The following is a 15,537-nucleotide window of genomic DNA, read 5'->3' as shown; positions in this document are numbered from 1 at the left end:
GATTCCATGAGGAAGGTTTTATGCTTCAGCCACGGTTGGTTAGCCAAAGGCATGGTAGATACAGTCAAGATGATCGCTGGCGATTTTCCCAATCTTGATTATTATTGTGCTTACACCCGGGAGCATGAAGATGTCGAAAAAGAAATCGACCAGATCATTCAGGCAAACCAGGACAATGAATTGTTTGTAGTTTCCGATATATTTGGCGGCAGTGTAAACAATGAATGGATGAAGCGTATCAATAAAGGCGAAAACATTCATTTGATTTCGGGCATGAACTTGGCGTTTTTAATTGATTTGCTGGTGCAGTTGTCCAACGAAGAAGCCGACAGTCAGACAGCGATTGTTCAGGCGATGGCTAGTGCCAATGAAGGATTTACTTACTGCAATCAGTTGCAGCTGAACATGACAGAAGACGAATTTTAGGAGGGAAATGAAATGATCCAATTAGTGCGTGTTGATCATCGCTTAATCCATGGACAGGTAGCCTTGTCTTGGACCAATAGTATCAAGGCCGATTGTATCTTGGTAGCTAACGATAGTGTAGTTAACGATGCCTTGCAAAAAGCGACCTTGAAAATGGCTTGTCCCCACAATATTAAGGTGGTTATCAAGACGGTCAAAGATTCAATTACAGCGATTCAAGCCGGTAAAACCGACAAATACAAACTATTTATTGTTGTAGCTTCAATCGACGATGCTTATCAATTGATCCAGGCAATCCCGGATATTAAGCGACTGAATTTGGGTGGAACTAAAGCACGAGAAGGAACCAAAAATATCTCAAAAGCCATTAATCTGCTGCCGCAGGAAGAGGAACAGTTGAAGGAGCTGGTTTCAACTGGAGTCAGCGTAGAAATCCAACAGGTTCCCACCGATTCAATTGTTCAATACAAATAAACGAGAGTAATTTTTGAAGGAAAAAATAGGAGGAAAACAATGATTATTCCAATGCATCAGCTGTTAAAGGAAGCCAAGAAAGGCGGATACGGGGTGGCCGCACCTAATGTGTTTAACCGTGAAACGATAGAAGCCTGTTTTTTAGCCGCCAAGGAGCTGCGGGCACCAATTATTTTGGATGTTGCAGGGGTTCACGGCATTTATGAATGTGCTGAGATTGCTCGTTTTTATGAACGTCGTTATCCAGAAGTACCGGTTGCTGTCAATTTGGATCATGGCGGACCCTTTGAAGATATCGCCAATGCGATCCGAGCCGGATTTAGTTCAGTCATGATTGACCGCTCTCAAAGCAGCTTTGAGGACAATGTGAAGGAAACCGCGGAAATTGTTAAGTTTGCCCATGCCTGCGGAATTTCGGTAGAGGCAGAGTTAGGACATGTCGGTCAAGCCTTTGAATACGATAAGACTCGTGATTCTGGGTTGACTCGACCAGAAGAGGCTGCCGATTTCTTAGCCCAAACTAATGTCGATTGTTTGGCAGTAGCTGTTGGTACCTCTCATGGTGTTTACCAAGGTGAATGCAAAATTGATTTCCCATTGCTGGATACTTTGGCCGCTCAAATTGAACAGCCATTAGTCTTGCATGGCGGATCTGGTTCCGGCGATGACAATCTGCGCAAAACCATCGAACATGGCATTCAAAAGGTTAATTTAAACACTGATTTAGTAATGGCTGGTTTAGATGCGATGGAAGCCAGCTATGCCAATAATTTAGAAATCAAAGTACCAAAGGGAGTAGACACTGATGAGTTCACGACTAAACGCATGAACATGCAGCAGCTTTTCGCTGTAGGCGCCGATGCTTACAAAGCTAAATTAATGCATTATATGAAGCTGTTCAAATCTGAAGGGCGCTGGTAAGATGCAGCGCTTTGCCCCGATGAATCACTGCTACCAGCAGTATCAACTGGAAACTTTTCTAAAAGAGATCAGTGAAATTGGCTATCAAACGATTGATCTTTGGGCTTGTCCGACTCACTTTTTCATTGATTCATACAGCCACACGGACACTCTGACTTTTCAGCAGCTGCTGAAAAAGTTCAGCTTATCTGTCAGCTGCTTGAGTCCCAGACAAAGCTGCCCACAGCCTTTCCACTTGGCTGCTAAGGGAACCGAAGCAATTCGACAGACTAAAAACTATTTTCGCCACGTGGTATACAGTGCCCATGAGCTGGAATGTCCGAGGATTATGATTACTTCCGGCTGGGCATTTCACGATGAGGATCCGGCTGCAGCCTGGCTGCGATCAGTTGAAATGGCGCATTGGTTAAGTCGATTTGCCAAAAGCTATGGTATTAAGGTGGCAATGGAGCCGTTAACTCCTCAAAGTACCAAGCTGGTAAACTCGTTAGAACGCATGAAACGCTATTTGACTGAGGTAGATGAGGAGAATTTGAAGGTGATTATTGATACGGGAACCATCAGCCGTCAGGGCGAGTGTATTGCTGATTATTTTCAGATATTCGGCTCATGCATTGATTATTGTCATTTAACCAATTATCAAAAAGGGCAATTTGCCCATGTAGCCTGGCAAACGGGAGAGCTGAAGCTGCAGCAGGTGCTGGAGGAATTTCAACAGCAAGGGTATCAAGGGGAATTTTGCTTAGAATTTACCCACAGCAGTTATCGTGAAAATCCTCGAAAAATTTACCAGGCTACCTATGATCAACTAAAACTATTGGAGGAGCAATTATGACCAACCAAACAAAATTTGCTGTTATTACTGATAAATTCGTCGCTCAGGTTCATGAGCGCACTATTCCGGAGCTGAAGCCTGATCAAGTCTTAGTAAAAGTTAAAGCCTGCAACCTGTGTACGTCAGAATATGGTGTCTGGAATGGTGCCCGTCTAGGCAAACAACCATTGCCTATGGCTTTCGGCCATGAATACAGCGGGGAAATTATTGCCAAAGGAGCGGAAGTTCCTGATTTTGAGGTCGGTGAAACGATTGGTGTCGGCTATGACTGGTGCGGTGAGTGTGACTATTGCCAAGCAGGAAAAACCAGCCAGTGTCCGCATCGCGGCGTAATGAATGTGGCTTCATCAGATGGCTACTACGGCAATTTTGGCTGTGGGGAATATGTGGTGAAGACTTACCGTGCTTTGTGCAAAATGAGTCCAGAGGTTGATCCTTCTGAAGCTGCTTTTGTGGAACCTGCTGGAACGGTTGTTGAAGGGTTGCGAAAATTACGGGTTCAGCCAGGAGAAACTGTAGCAATTATTGGTGCCGGCACGATGGGGATCTTGAATGCATTAATCGCCCGTGAAATGGGCTGCCAAGTAATTTTAACTGAAATGATGGAGAAGAAAATTCAAACTGCCCAGGATTACGGCTTTGAAGTTGTCAATGTTTCGGAGACAGATCCAGTGGAAGCCGTTAAAGAATGGACTGGCGGCAAAGGTGTTGATGCAGTGGTGGTTGCGGTTGGAGCAACCTCGGCCAATAATCAGGCACTGGAAATGGTGAAGCAGATTGACGGACGAATTTTACTTTTTGCGGCCGGCTACCCCAGCCCAGAGCTGAACATTGATTCCAATGCTATTCACTACCGCAAGCTGGAATTGTTAGGAACTTTTAGTGCCGATATTGATGATTTCCAATATGCGGCTGAGATTATTAGTGAAGGAAGAATTGATGTATCCAAGCTAGTAGAAGCCAAGTATCCGCTGGGAAAAATTCAAGAGGCTTTTGAAGCGGCTACTGTCCCAGGTGCATTTCGGGTAAGCGTCGTCTTTTAAAGAAGAGTCAAGGAGGGAAAACTATGTTAGAAGCAGTACTTGCAGGGTTGATCTTGGGAATCTGTAAGATGGATATGTTTTTTGGCTACTGCTACTTGTCACGTCCGCTGGTGGCATCCACGCTGATGGGACTGGCATTAGGAGATGTAACGCAGGGTGTAATTATTGGTGGTGTGCTGGAGGTTATCTTCATTGGTTCGTTTCCTGTTGGGGCAGCGGTAAGTCCAGATGGCGCTGCTGCTGGGGTTATCGGAACCGCCTTTGCCATTATGACTAATGCCGGCAGTGAGCTGGCAACCGCTTTAGCAGTTCCAATTGGTTTATTGGGGGGCTTCCTGTTTATTGTTGTGAAATTATTTAATTCCGTTTTTGCCACTGCCATGAGCAAGCAGTTGGAAAAAAGCCAGCTGAAGTCGGCCTCGCGAATTTATGTGCTGGGCTGCTGGATTTCTACTTTTGGGATTTATTTTGTTTTCGGCTTGCTGGCGGTCTATTCCGGCAGCGGTGCAGTTCAAACCTTTGTTGATTCCATTCCAGTAGATGTCATCAACGCGATGTCAGCTGCAGCCAATCTTTTGCCGGCTATCGGTTTTGCCATGCTGCTGAAGATGATTATCAGTAAAAAAATGTCGCCGTTTTTCTTCATCGGCTTTATGCTGGCAGCCTATTTGAAATTGCCGACGATTGCTATTACCTTGTTTGCCGTAATGTTTGTGATGATTATGCTGACACCGCACAATTTAAATAATACACCAACCGTAGAACAGGGGGATCTGGATGATGACTTCTAAATTAACTAAAAAAGATTTAAATCGAGTGTTTACCCGTTATATTGCCTTGAATTGCTTGAATGATTACCCTGGGCAAATGCACAGCGGTTTTACCTTTTCCATGCTGCCAGCGTTAGAAAAAATCTATGCTGACAATCCTGAGAAATTAAATGAAGCGGTTCGTCGTCACCATACTGAATACTTCAATATCACGCCATCTCTAGCCGGCTTTCCGTTGGGGATTACCTTGGCGATGGAAGAGGAAAATGCCAAGTCGGCTGAATTTGATGTTACTACTATTAGTGGGATGAAGACTGCGTTAATGGGTCCCTTGTCTGCGATTGGCGATACGATTTTTCCGGCAACGCTGCGAATTATTGCCACTGCGATGGTTACTGAAATGGCGGCAAACGGCAGTGTGTTGGCACCGATTATTTTCCTGCTAGTGTACAATATTCCTAATTTTTTAGCCCGCTTTTATTCCTTGAAGCTAGGCTACAACCTAGGAAGCGACTTTATTATCCAATCGGAAAAATCCAACATTATGCAAAAGGTTTCTTATGCCTGTTCAGTAGTGGGATTGATGGCAATTGGAGCTATGTGTGCCTTTAACATTAAAGTTTCTACCCCAATCGTGATTGGCGGATCGGTGAAGGACGGGGCGATGCAGCTGCAGGAAACCTTGGACAGTATCTTGCCAAGCATGCTGTCACTAATTTTAGTAGGAATTATATACTGGCTGCTGGATCGCGGTGTAAAGGTTGTACCGCTTTTGCTAGGTACGATGGTGGTCGGCGTTGCCTTGTTCATGCTGGGCATTATTGCCTAAAGGAGCGAATAGAATGAAACGAGCACTAATCATCGGAGCAGGAAATATTGGCCGCGGAGTCGTGGGCTATTTGCTGAAGGAAGCTGGCTACCAGCTTTCCTTCTATGATTTAAACACTGAAGCCTTGGAAACTATGCAACAAAATGGCGGCTATTCTGTTTTTGTCGCTGACGGAGAAACATCGGAACGGCATGAGATAAATACTTTTGAAATTATCCCGCCGGATCGACTAACCGAAGCGCTAATCGATCACGAATTCGTTTTCTGCTGTGTTTACGAAGGCGCTTTTCAAAGCATTGCAAATCATCTCGCTGAAGCGCTGCGTCAGAAAATGAAACTGATGAACATTATGCTTTGTGTGAATTCTTTAGGTGCACCGCAGAAGTTCCGTGCTTTTGTTGAAGACGCCCTAGATGAAGATAAGAAGATTGATTTCCAGAAAACAGTCGGAATCAATCAAGTGATGGTTTTATCTGCAGGTCTGCCATTAAGTGAAGCACAATTGGAGAAATACCCATACGCAGTTATGATTACTGCTAATCCGCACTTAGAAATAGATGGCTTGTCCTTCAAAGGTGAGCAGCCGCAAATTCCACAGGTAGCGTTTGTCTCTAATGCGGAAGGTCGAATTTATCGCAAGGTTTATGTCGGCAACATGCGGCATGTGATGGCCGGTTTTATCGGTGATGCACAACACATGACCTTTGTCTGTGAAGCTCAGCAGGACTCGAAGATTCGCTCCTATTTAATAGGTGCCTTTGAAGAAGCGCATGAGGCGATAAGCGCCAAATACACCTTTGATCCAGTAGAAGACCAGGAATGGGTAGCCTACATGCAGGAAAAATTAACCCAAAATGTCAAAGACCCGATTCAACGGGTTACGGCCAATCCAGCGGTAAAACTAGGTGCCGAGGAACGTTTTATTGGACCAGCGAAGCTGTGTTTGGCATACAATATTTTGCCTTTCTATATTACATTGGGGGTTGCCTATGGGCTTCGTTATCTGCAAAAGGAAGATCAGCGAACTGTTGATCAGCTATTGATAGAAGTCTGCGGCCTGGATCCTCAGCAGGATTTTATCCTCTATCAGTTAATCAAAAAACACTATCAAGGAATTGAAGGAGAAGAAGATGAGATATAAAAAGAAGATGAGATATAAAACATTTGGCAGTACGGGACAGGAAATTTCCTCTGTAGCAGTTGGCACTTGGGCAATGGGGGGAGCCAATTCTGCGGGTGGCAGCTTTGGCGAGGTAGATCGCAGTGAATCAATTGCAGCGATCAAAGCGATGCTGGAGGAAGAGGTCAATATTATCGATACCGCTCCGATTTACGGTGAAGGAGCAGCAGAAGAAATTGTCGGGGAAGCAATCAAAGGCTATGACCGTGAAAAATTATATCTTGCTACCAAGTTTGGCTCGTACATCAGTCACTTTGACGGCAAGCCGGTTCGCAACAACAAATATGATCCCATTATGCGAGAATTTGAAGATTCATTGGAACGATTAGGTACAGACTACATCGACTTTTACTTGATGCATTGGCCGGATGTTAATACGCCAATTGAAGAAACAATGGCCGCTTTAAATGATTTGAAAAAAGCCGGCAAGATTCGTTATACTGGGCTGTGCAATGCCTCTAAAGAATTAATCGAAGAAGCCTTGCAATATGGGGAAGTCAATGTAATTCAACCACCCTTTTCAATGGTTAACCAGTCACAAAAGGAATTGATGCAGTGGGCAGAAAGCAAGGGCATTGCGACAATGACTTCTGGTTCTTTGGGAGCAGGAATTTTAACCGGCACTATTCGCGAGTTGCCGAAGTTTGATGAAAAAGATTTCCGATTAACCTTTTACCCATTCTTCAAAGAGCCAACCTTCTCGAAGATTATGGAACTATTAAAGACGTTGGATCAGATTGCCGAAAAATACGACAAGCCAGTCGCTCAAGTCGCCATTAACTGGTCTACTCAGCAAAGCTTTGTGAATACTGCTTTGCTAGGCGTACGCAACCCACAGGAAGCCAAAATCAACTGCGAGGCCTTCAACTGGCAGCTGGCAGACGAAGACTTACAGGCTATCAATGCCGAGCTGGAACGGTTGGAAATTGGATAACACGCACAAAAACTGCTGACACGCCTATAAAGGCTGCCAGCAGTTTTTTTGCTGGATTCATTTAGGCTATAATAGAGAAAACACGCAAGAGAGGGGAACCGAAATGTGGTTATCGGATGAAAAGATTCAATGGCGCAGTTATCAGGAGCGTCTATTGACTAACTTTGCTGCTTATTTAACCAATAATTCAGTCCATCTGGTGGCTCCACCAGGGGCTGGCAAGACCTTTTTAGGGATTGAAATGATCCGGCGTTTGGATCGTAAAACCTTAATTTTGGTTCCTTCCCTGATCTTGAAAAAGCAGTGGTTAACAACAATCGAAGAATATTTTTTAGTAAATCCAGCAGACAGCTGCTATCTTTCTGGCTCGATTGAACAGCCTGGTCGTATTACAGTGGAGACGTATCAGACCATTTACAACCGACTGAAGGAGGAGCCGACTTATGTTGATCAGCTGGAGCTGTTAGTTTTTGATGAAGCCCATCATTTAAAAAAAAGCTGGGGCGAATTGCTGATTGACTTGAAGAAAAAACATCCGCAGCTGTTGACGATTTCCTTGACTGCCACACCGCCAATTGACAGTTCGCAGGCGGAGTGGAAGCAATACATTGAGTTAAATGGCCCGATTGATGAAGAAATTAGCATTCCCGAGCTGGTGAAGGAGGAGGTTCTGTGTCCGCATCAGGATTTTCTCTATTTGATTCCGGCCAATCAGGAAATTACCCAGCAGTATTTTGCCTTTTTAGCGAAACAAAATGAGCTGGTGGAAGCGTTGATGGAAAGTCAGGAGACGGTGGACTATTTGCTTTCCTTAGGCTTTGTTCAGCAGCCGCTAGAGTACTCAAAGGAGATTTATGAAAATTTTGAGCTATTTACTAGTGCCTTAATTTACTTGAATCATCATGGCTATGAATTGACTCCTGAGCATTGGCAGCTATTAGGCAGTTCCAAGCGTCAGGGGAAGAAAGCTGCAGTTCCACCTTTAGGCAAAAAGCAATTAATTACTATTTATCAGCAGCTGTTTGCAGAGCAGCCGGAATTGCCCATTTTTCATCAGTTGAAAAAGGCGGGCTGGTTGTATGATGAGGCGCTGCATTTGTTCCCAGAATATCCAGACACAGTTGGCAATCAAGCAATTCCCGAGAAAAAGCAAGCCGTGTGTCAAATTCTGCTAAAGGAAGAAGTTCAGCTGAAGCAGGAGCTGACAGCAGTCGTTTTGACGGATCGTATTTGCAAGGAGGTATTGGCAGGCAGTGATGGCACCTTAGCTTATGGTGTGGTTCCTTTGTTTGACGAGATTGTTCGACTATTAGGTACCACCCAGCAAATCGGTGCAATCTGCGGAGAGTTCTTACTACTGCCGCAACAGCTGGTAACTGTTGAGCTGGCGGAACTTGCAGTGGGCATGAAGGAACATCCCTATTTGTCGGGTTATTTCTATTTGGCGCTGGATGACAAAAATCGTCACGCCTTGATGCAAGCAGTTACGCGACTATTAACCGAGAAAAAGCTGAATATCTTAGTAGGAACCGTTAGTTTGTTAGGAGAGGGCTGGGATTGTCCGGTGATTAATCTGCTGATTTTGGCTAATCAAGCTTCGTCTTTTGTACAAACACAACAGCTGCGAGGTCGCGGCTTACGTCTAGGCGCGCAAAATAAAGTAACGAATATTTGGCATTTGGCGATTGGCCTGCCAGGAGTTCCGCTGCCTGAGCAACCGGATTTGATAAGAATATTGCGGCGTTTGGGCTATATTTCTGGTTTGACCTTTGAAGCTTCTCCCAAAATTGAAAGTGGTGGGGATCGTTTTGCGTTGCCGCTGGACTATACGACTACTACGATGGAAACTTATACCCAGTCGATGTTCTACTTTTCCAGTGAACGGAGTCGGTTGAAGGAACAGTGGCGCACGGCTTTAGCTGACGGCTGGCATCTTTCTATGCCGGTCATCGTTCGGAAAATCGATCAGGCAAAGCCAGAACAAGCAGCTTTATTGCCAATGGTAGTTAAAAATACAGAGCCGCCAAGCTTCTGGTCAGCTCTACTTAAAGGCAGCTTGCCGGAATATTTCCGAACTCGGGTCCAGCAGAAGCACTGGCAAAAGGAATGTGCCCGCAAAGAAAGCTTGGCTATCTGCGTTCAAAAGACGTTGCAGCGGCTTGGTGAAATTAGTGAGCGCAAAGTAATCGCAGCGGCTGATCAGCAGGAATTCAGCTGCTACCTTGAGAATGCCGGCTATCGAGAAGGACAGCTTTTTACAGAGGTTATGAGGGAGCTTTTGGCACCGTTGGAGAACCCGCGGTATTTAATTGAAGGGAAAAAGCTGGTTCTGTCAGTGCCGGAGCGCTTCGGCCGAAATAAGCAAACCGCAAATCTTTTTCTTAAGGAAATAAATCAGTCGCCGCTGCTTAAATGTCAGCTGGTGTATACTAGAAATCCTGTCGGCCGTCAAAAGCTGGTGGCTTACCGGATGGCACAGGTCTTCCAGACTCGCGATGAAGTAATTGTTCAAAAAAATATTTGGACGTAAGGTGATGAAAAATGAATCTAACTAGAGCGGAACAAGTTCAAGAATTCAGCCGCTACTTAACTGCTGGGGAATATGCCAGTGCCGAGGATGGGCGTATCTTTTTCTTAACGACCGAAAGGAACCATCCGATGATTGACGGGAAATACGATTCTGCCAATACTCAAAAGGTGCTGATTTCTGACCAGCCTAAAGCATTTTCCGGCAGGATACTTTGGTTTACCAGCGGTGGCGAAATTAAAATCTTTTCCCCAGAGAAAGTGCTGATTCTATGCAGCAGCAAAACCAGTTATCAGCAGAAAATCCAGCATTACGATTATTTTTCGTCGTTCTTTTCCGTACCAGCATTGCAGCAGCAGGATGCTGAAAAACTGCAATTGATGGAAGAGCGGATTGATTTTAGAAAAATCACGCCTCAGGATGATTCACTGATCCTAAAGACGATTTATCAGGATTACAGGCATTATTTTCAGCAGCAGCGAACAACCGCTGCAGCGCATCGTTTAGCAGATCAGACAAGGGAGGAACTCGCTGTGCTAACGAAGGAAATTCATCCTGACCTGCTGGCAACCAAGTTTCCTTTTCTAATGCTGCATGGTGATTTGTGGACGGAGAATATTTTATTGGAGCGAGAAAGTGAAAAGCTTTGGTATATTGATTGGGACACGGCTGGCGACTATCTTTTTTTCCACGATTTTTTCAAGTTCATCTGGAATGAGCTGGATGTACATGGTAATCAGCATTATTATCAGGATTACTTAGCAGGGAAGTATGACGAAGCTTTTGCTGAGAGCTTCCAGCTTTTTCAATTGGACTTTCAGCCGCAGTATCGCAAGGACTATTTCTATTTGTTTTTCTTAGGCTTTATGCTGAAGCAGGATGATGCGATTGCGGATAAGTGGAAGCAGCTTGAATTCGCTGATTTCTTAAAAAAGGTTGTTTTCAGCTAGTCAAGGTTTCTCAGCGGGTGACAAAGTTAACTACAGCTCTCTTACTAACTAGTCTTGAGCGTGCTACACTTAGAATAATTAAAAATTTATAGAACAAAACGAGGATAATAATGAAAGCCATTGAAATAGCACAGCTATCAAAGCATTTCGGTAATCAACAGATTGCCGTGGAGGATCTGAATCTTTCGATTAACCAGGGTGAGGTCTTTGGTTTTCTTGGGCCAAATGGTGCCGGGAAAACTACGACAGTCAAACTACTAAACGGCATGCTGCAGCCTACCAGCGGACAGATGTCTGTATTGGGCCATGATCCTACCAAGGAGCCGGAGATCATTCATCAAGTTTCTGGTGTATTAACCGAACGGGCTGCCATGTATGATCAAATGACCGGCTTGGAGAATCTGATGTTTTATGGAGAAGTATTCGGTCTAAGTAACCAGGAAAGTCGAGAAAAAGGCTTGGCCCTATTGGAGCAATTAGAGCTGACTTATGTGGCTGATCGCAAGCTGACCTCTTATTCTACGGGGATGCGCCAGCGGCTTTCCTTGGGACGAGCATTGATTCATCAGCCTAAAGTCCTTTTTTTGGATGAGCCAACAAGCGGATTAGACCCGGAGAGTGTCTTGAATGTGAATCGGCTGATTCAAGAGCTGGCTAAAAATCAAGGAGTTACGGTCTTTCTCTGTACCCACCAATTACGATATGCCCAGGAGATTTGTACTAGCTATGGGCTGCTGGATGAAGGCAAGCTATTAGCTGCCGGCACATTGGAAAGCTTGCGCAAACAAACCTTCAAGGGGCTAAAGGTGCAAATCGAAGCCAATCAGCTGACTATAGACGAACCTTATGAGGCTTTGAGCCCTGGCGAGTTTGAATTCACCTTAGCCAGTGAACAGGAAATTCCTAAGCTGGTAAGAAAAATTGTTCAGTCAGGTACGGACGTTTATGGTGTTTCGGCGAAGGAAATGACGCTAGAGGAAATTTATTTTGCCTTGTTAGAAGAAGGAGGGCCAGCCCATGATTAATTCCAAACAAAAAGCCATCGTCAAAAAGGATGTTCAGGGCATCATTGCCAACAAGCGCTATTTTTATATGCTGTTGTTGCTGCCCTTACTATTTTCGGTAATCTTGCCTAGTGTGTTCGTGTTAATTGCATTGCTGACGCCTACCAGCTCCAATGATTTTCAAAAGCTGTTAACCATACTGCCGAATCAATCGCAGGGCGATTTAGGTGTTGTAATTGTTCAAACAATCTTCAATTCGGTTCTGCCAATGTTTTTCTTAATGATTCCCATTATGACGGCGACCGTTATGGCTGCCAGCTCCTTTGTAGGGGAAAAGGAGAAGAACACCTTGGAGACGCTCTTTTATTCGCCATTGTCAGTCAAACAGATTTTTCAGGCGAAGGTCTATTCTTCTTTTGTAGTCAGCTTTGGGATTACCTTGGCGTCCTTTGTCATTATGTTAGTAGTGGTTCAGTTGGAGGTCTTCTTACTGCGAAGCACGCTGCTTTCTTTAAGCATCTCGTGGGCTTACATTTTACTGCTGCTGGTACCGGCAATTACTTTAGTATCGATTACCTTGATCGTTAAAGGCTCTGCCAAGTCGCAAACCATGGAGGAAGCTCAGCAACGTTCCGGCTTTTTGATTATGCCGCTAGTGCTTTTCATGGTAGGTCAGTTTACAGGATTGTTCCTGATTAGTTCGTGGGCTCTTTTGATAGCCGGCGTGGTATTGTTTGGTGTGGCGATTGCGTTGCTGCAAGGTTCGATGCAAAGCTTTACCTATGAGATGCTGTTGAAATAGTCTGTTTTTTGCAAAAAGTTTTTGGCGAAGTGCTTGTTTGTGAAAAGGGCAATCCGTGAAGGAACACTAGCTAGGCAGGTGTTTTTGAGAAATACGCTGGTGGAAATAATTGAGCAATATCCCGGGCTGCTGCGGCGTCCATTGAGGCTAGAAGAAGCTTCAATGAGGATGAGATTCATCGGTTCACCCCTGTGAAGTTCCGCGAGTCAAGTCGAAAAAAAGGTCGGAGCAGCTGATCGCTTTAGAGATAATCAATCAAAGGTTTAGCTAGAATAGATGAATAATAAGAATGGTAAAACAGATCAGCTTAAGGTTGGTCTGTTTTTTGCTGTTTATACAGAAGAAAAAAATCATTCTATTTTGCAGAATGCGTATTTCAACATATAAAATAACGGATGATATCGAAATAAGATAGAAATATTTTTTCGGAATGTCAAATTAACAGTTTATTTTTTGGTATTTTGACCTTTATTTCTATTTATGAAAATAAACGACAAGAGAAGGTTCTGTTTTAACTGGATCAGACAATTAATTGTCGGAAAAGAAAAAAAGAACACTCAAAAGTTGGTTAAAAAAAGAACAGTAATACGAATACGAATAATTGAAAAAAAAACGATGTATAAGTAAAATTAAAACGAATTTTTTGTGTTTAAAACTAAAGAATATTTAAAGAGGCGATTCTGGCAAAAATCGATAAGTTTTTGTTTCGTTGTTCTATTAATTTATCAAGAGGGTGGCTAATGACAGGTTAAGGGATTTTTTTTATTTTTTGTTTTCGAAATTTTTTAAATAGAATCATTTTAACTAGCGATGTAAGATATGAATTGTCTCAACGACATCTGTTTAAAAATAGTATCGAAGGGGGAGATGACAACGAAAAAAATAAGAGTACTTCTAATTGTCGGGTTAATATTTTTAGGATCGTTCAATCCTATCTCGGTCTTTGCGGAGGAATCGAAGGCGTATCCTTCACATGGAACTACCTCGTTTTATGGGACGTACGAAAAACCTGATTCTTCTGTAGATAAAGGCGAGGATCACGGAGCAAGCAACGGTACTGTGGGCGGAGCGAGTGGCGGATCATTGCATTATCAAACTTCCCCCAACTATTCTGCTTCTGGGAAAGAAATTATCCCTCGAACCGGCGATCAAAATCTAGTTGCAGTTCAATCCGCGGGAATGATCTTATTGCTATCGATTGCTTCATTCCTATGGATACAAAAACGAAATAAAAAAGGAGAGAAACAAGCATGAAAAAGACTGTATTTTTAGCATCAGCGGCTTTATTACTAAGCCTGGCGGCAAACACTTCGCAGGTTTTCGCTGCTGAAGGCGGGACTTACCCAACTCAGGGAACGATTAATTTTGAAGCGGGGGATGATGTTACACCGCCGGTCGATCCAGAAGATCCAGATATTCCGATTGACCCAGTTGACCCACCAACTCCAGTAGGCGGTTCATTATCAATCGACTATGCTTCTCAGTGGAAATTTGGGACCCAAAAAATATCAACAACTGATCAAACGTATTTCGCACAATTGGATCAATTCAAAGATAGCGAAGGAAAACCTACGATTGAAAAACCTAATTATGTTCAGGTGACGGATAAGCGCGGGACATTGGAAGGTTGGTCACTATCTGTTACTCAACCAGAGCAATTCAAAACAGCTGATGGCGATGAACTGACTGGAGCGGCGCTAAAAATCAAGACGGCGGCTATCGCGGGGCTTTCTGGCAGCGATACTTACGCATCGGGAACTGTCGCAGCTTCAATTGATTTGACACCTGGTCAAGAAGCGGCTGGTATCACGGCTGAAAAAACAAAAGGTGCAGGTACTTGGGTCTACCGATTTGGTAACGACGCAGATACTGGTAAAAAAGCGATTGAATTAGATGTACCTGGTAAAACAGTGAAATTAGCGAAGGAATATAAAACAACCTTGAACTGGACATTAGCCAGCACACCAGGCAATAACAATTAAAACGAGTGAATAATCACTTAAATTCTGATGTACTAAAGGAGTATGCTCAATGAAAAATATTAAATTATTAAGCATTGTCGCTTTGAGCGCAATTGCATTAACCACTGTCAGCACCACGGCATTTGCTGCTGACAGCTCAGAATATCATTCACACGGAGTCGTTGAATTTGTCCCTAACGATGGTCAAACTGATCCGGTGGACCCAGAAAACCCTGATCCAGAAAATCCCGTTAATCCCGTTGATCCAACCAATCCGGATCAAAAACCAGAGCCAGGAACAAACGGTCCATTATCAATCGACTATGCATCCAGCTTTGATTTTGGTTTGAATAAAATCTCTAATAAAGACCAAACCTACTATGCACGTGCGCAGCACTACGGAAATGGTCATGCCGATACGGAAAACTATGTACAAGTTTCTGATAATCGCGGAACTAATGCGGGCTGGACTTTGACGGTCAAACAAGATGGACAATTAACTGCGACAACTACTACGTTGAACAAAGTTTTAGATGGTTCGCAAATCACTGTCAAAAAACCGACCGTTACTTCAAATGCAAAAGGAGTAACACCTCCTGAAGCAAAGGAAATCACCTTAAACCCTGATGGTTCTGAATCATTGGTAATGTCTGCGAAGGCGGATTCCGGTGCCGGAACTTGGGAGGATTATTGGGGTAAAGTCGAGTCAGTGAAGGAAAAGGATAAAGACGGTAAAGAACAAGATGTCAATGTAACAAAAGATGTCAGCCTAAGCGTGCCAGGTGCGACACCTAAAGACGCGGTGAAGTATCAAACGACTTTGACCTGGATGCTGACTGACGTTCCAGGTAACTAAGTAAGACAGAAAGAGGCGAGAGAAC

General features: G+C 43.9%; 16 protein-coding genes. All 16 read left to right on the top strand.

Annotation, left to right across the window (positions count from 1 at the left end):
- The first annotated feature begins 6 nt into the window (after positions 1-6).
- The 16 genes from I588_RS09590 (at position 7) to I588_RS09515 (ending at position 15,512) form a co-directional block, all read left to right on the top strand.
- Positions 7-426, top strand: coding sequence for a PTS sugar transporter subunit IIA (locus I588_RS09590; protein ID WP_010755230.1), 420 nt, complete (start codon positions 7-9; stop codon positions 424-426).
- A 12-nt stretch (positions 427-438) separates the two neighbouring features.
- Positions 439-900, top strand: a complete 462-nt coding sequence (locus I588_RS09585) for a PTS sugar transporter subunit IIB (RefSeq protein WP_010755231.1) — start codon at positions 439-441, stop codon at positions 898-900.
- A 39-nt stretch (positions 901-939) separates the two neighbouring features.
- Entirely contained in the window at positions 940-1,821 is an 882-nt protein-coding gene (locus tag I588_RS09580) for a class II fructose-bisphosphate aldolase (protein WP_010755232.1), read from the top strand.
- A 1-nt stretch (position 1,822) separates the two neighbouring features.
- Complete coding sequence (locus tag I588_RS09575; RefSeq protein WP_010755233.1) at positions 1,823-2,656, top strand: sugar phosphate isomerase/epimerase family protein; 834 nt, start codon at positions 1,823-1,825, stop codon at positions 2,654-2,656.
- The gene (locus I588_RS09570) at positions 2,653-3,699 is read left to right on the top strand and encodes a zinc-dependent alcohol dehydrogenase (protein WP_010755234.1); all 1,047 of its coding nucleotides are present in this window, start codon (positions 2,653-2,655) and stop codon (positions 3,697-3,699) included. Before I588_RS09575 ends, I588_RS09570 begins: the two co-directional genes overlap by 4 nt.
- A 23-nt stretch (positions 3,700-3,722) precedes the next feature.
- Positions 3,723-4,490 (top strand): PTS sugar transporter subunit IIC, encoded by a 768-nt coding sequence (locus I588_RS09565; protein ID WP_010755235.1) that lies wholly within the window; start codon positions 3,723-3,725, stop codon positions 4,488-4,490.
- The gene (locus tag I588_RS09560; protein WP_010755236.1) at positions 4,477-5,298 is read left to right on the top strand and encodes a PTS system mannose/fructose/sorbose family transporter subunit IID; all 822 of its coding nucleotides are present in this window, start codon (positions 4,477-4,479) and stop codon (positions 5,296-5,298) included. Before I588_RS09565 ends, I588_RS09560 begins: the two co-directional genes overlap by 14 nt.
- 13 nt (positions 5,299-5,311) lie before the next feature.
- Positions 5,312-6,439, top strand: a complete 1,128-nt coding sequence (locus tag I588_RS09555) for a mannitol dehydrogenase family protein (protein ID WP_010755237.1) — start codon at positions 5,312-5,314, stop codon at positions 6,437-6,439.
- The gene (locus tag I588_RS09550; protein ID WP_010755238.1) at positions 6,429-7,412 is read left to right on the top strand and encodes an aldo/keto reductase; all 984 of its coding nucleotides are present in this window, start codon (positions 6,429-6,431) and stop codon (positions 7,410-7,412) included. The genes I588_RS09555 and I588_RS09550 overlap by 11 nt, the downstream gene beginning before the upstream one ends.
- A gap of 103 nt (positions 7,413-7,515) precedes the next feature.
- Entirely contained in the window at positions 7,516-9,942 is a 2,427-nt protein-coding gene (locus I588_RS26815; protein WP_010755239.1) for a DEAD/DEAH box helicase family protein, read from the top strand.
- Positions 9,943-9,953: 11 nt separating this feature from the next.
- The gene (locus I588_RS09540) at positions 9,954-10,889 is read left to right on the top strand and encodes a phosphotransferase (protein ID WP_010755240.1); all 936 of its coding nucleotides are present in this window, start codon (positions 9,954-9,956) and stop codon (positions 10,887-10,889) included.
- A 110-nt stretch (positions 10,890-10,999) separates the two neighbouring features.
- Complete coding sequence (locus I588_RS09535) at positions 11,000-11,914, top strand: ABC transporter ATP-binding protein (RefSeq protein WP_010755241.1); 915 nt, start codon at positions 11,000-11,002, stop codon at positions 11,912-11,914.
- Positions 11,907-12,695 carry an ABC transporter permease gene (locus tag I588_RS09530; RefSeq protein WP_010755242.1) on the top strand — a complete coding sequence of 263 codons (789 nt, stop codon included), beginning with the start codon at positions 11,907-11,909 and terminating at the stop codon, positions 12,693-12,695. Before I588_RS09535 ends, I588_RS09530 begins: the two co-directional genes overlap by 8 nt.
- An 867-nt stretch (positions 12,696-13,562) precedes the next feature.
- Positions 13,563-13,949, top strand: a complete 387-nt coding sequence (locus I588_RS09525; RefSeq protein ID WP_010755243.1) for an EF2685/EF0750 family sortase-dependent surface protein — start codon at positions 13,563-13,565, stop codon at positions 13,947-13,949.
- On the top strand, positions 13,946-14,677 hold the full coding sequence (locus I588_RS09520) for a WxL domain-containing protein (protein WP_010755244.1): 732 nt from the start codon (positions 13,946-13,948) through the stop codon (positions 14,675-14,677). Before I588_RS09525 ends, I588_RS09520 begins: the two co-directional genes overlap by 4 nt.
- Positions 14,678-14,726: 49 nt before the next feature.
- On the top strand, positions 14,727-15,512 hold the full coding sequence (locus tag I588_RS09515; protein ID WP_010755245.1) for a WxL domain-containing protein: 786 nt from the start codon (positions 14,727-14,729) through the stop codon (positions 15,510-15,512).
- Positions 15,513-15,537 lie beyond the last annotated feature (25 nt).

It is taken from the genome of Enterococcus pallens ATCC BAA-351 (assembly GCF_000407485.1).
Taxonomy (GTDB): domain Bacteria; phylum Bacillota; class Bacilli; order Lactobacillales; family Enterococcaceae; genus Enterococcus_A; species Enterococcus_A pallens.
This window is presented reverse-complemented; position numbering and strand designations above follow the sequence as displayed.